We start from the raw sequence: 1688 nt of genomic DNA, 5'->3' as shown, positions 1-1688 counted from the left end.
TATTCGGTAATCTTTCTTGGTGCATGCGGTTGCTGGTAGCCATAACTACCATTTTGATACATTAAGTTATTATAAAAACATTTTAAAGCTCTTTAAAACCCTAAAAATAGAAAAGACGACCTGTTGGCCGTCTCTTTTTTAATCAAAATTTTTAATTTAATACTGTCTTTGGTTACATTGTAATTTTATCAAAACACCTAATCTGATACATTACCAATTACTTGGACAAAGCATTAATCTAATATCACACACATATTTCCCTTCTGAAACTACGGGAATAATTATAACTTGTCCTGTTGTTGTAATTTCTATTCCAAGTAAATTTTTTTTATTTAAACTCGAATTATCAATATCATATAATACAGATGTTATAACTGAATTACTTACAGTATTAAAATTAAAATTGTTATAACCCATTTGATAAAAATAACAGTCACCGAACTTCTCAAGATTAGTGTATAATGAAACATTAAGTATTTGATTTTCATCAGTTATAAGCCTTTTTGTGACAGAATCAAGCACATTTTTATTTTTAGCATATTCACTATAAATGTCCTCTCCAATAAACTTATTAGCATAAGCATCTAGACTAAATTCATCATGTTCAAAGCTAAGAGCATATTTATCAACAAGTTCTAAAAATATATGATTACTAACAATATTATTAATAGCCATAATCACTTTTTCATCTTTATAAGCTTTAAGTATTCTAATAATATCATTTTTCTTAATCGATAATGTATCAAAGCCTAAATCTTTAACCTCATATATATTATATTGACTAATAAGTTTGCCCTTATAAAAAGAGGTTTTGCAATCTTCCTTATTCTGTGAATAATTTTTATTTATCCAGAAAAGTAATAGTAAAATAATTAATTTTTTCATTGTTTTTTTGGTTTGAATATTGTTAAATTGACTTTTTGGGTACTACGATCAACGCTTTTTATCATAGTTCCATCATAAATTAAACCATTTTTACCTCGTTTATGTTCAGAATAATTATCTTGTGCCCTAACAATATTATCTCCTCCACGATCTAAATGATTCACAAACACCTGAGCTATAGGTTCTTGACCATTAACTTCTTTACCTGCATTACAGCCCCAAATCGTAACTTTAGAATCTTTAGAAAAGTTTTCTTTATTAATTTGAGAAATATCAGTTTTAAATAACAACCTATAGGCTTTGTCCGCAGGTGTACTTTCACCTTGAGGAGGCTCCATTCCTTCATAACCACCAAAGTTTATACCATTAGCATAAGAGTGTGAATAAATGTCCATTTGGATTATCTCTCCACTTTCATATTCCTTGTTTACAATATTTAAAAATTCTTCTTTTGTCTGAGCTCTTCCTAATACTATTGAAGTTTCGGGCACTCCATTATTTATTAATTCTTGTTTTTGAGCTTCAGCGTTTAGTTTAAAACTATCACCCTGATTAGAGCTTTTAGATTGAGGATTATCCCAACCAGCTCCATATATAATTATATATGTACCTTTAGGTGGATCTCCTTCAAAAGCTTCCATTCCTGTAGGATCGATATATTTAATAGGATTATTAAAACAATAGGCATAAGAACTCCAGTCAGGATATTTATCTGCTAAGGGATCAACTCCTATAAACATACTCCATTTTGGGTCATAATAACGTGCTCCATAGTAATAATTTCCTGTTTCCTCGTCATATTC

General features: G+C 29.1%; 2 protein-coding genes. Both read right to left on the bottom strand.

Translation table 11 applies throughout. The features are described 5' to 3' along the window. Nucleotides 1-210 precede the first annotated feature (210 nt). Entirely contained in the window at nucleotides 211-885 is a 675-nt protein-coding gene (locus ABS768_RS17520; protein WP_408076244.1) for a hypothetical protein, read from the bottom strand. Further along, nucleotides 882-1688 (bottom strand): RHS repeat domain-containing protein (locus ABS768_RS17515; RefSeq protein WP_408076243.1); only part of this gene is annotated, 807 nt, incomplete at its 5' end. The genes ABS768_RS17515 and ABS768_RS17520, both read right to left, overlap by 4 nt.

It is taken from the genome of Flavobacterium rhizophilum, assembly GCF_046000485.1.
Taxonomy (GTDB): domain Bacteria; phylum Bacteroidota; class Bacteroidia; order Flavobacteriales; family Flavobacteriaceae; genus Flavobacterium; species Flavobacterium rhizophilum.
Note: the sequence above shows the minus strand (reverse complement) of the source record. Positions and strands in the feature narration are given on the sequence as shown.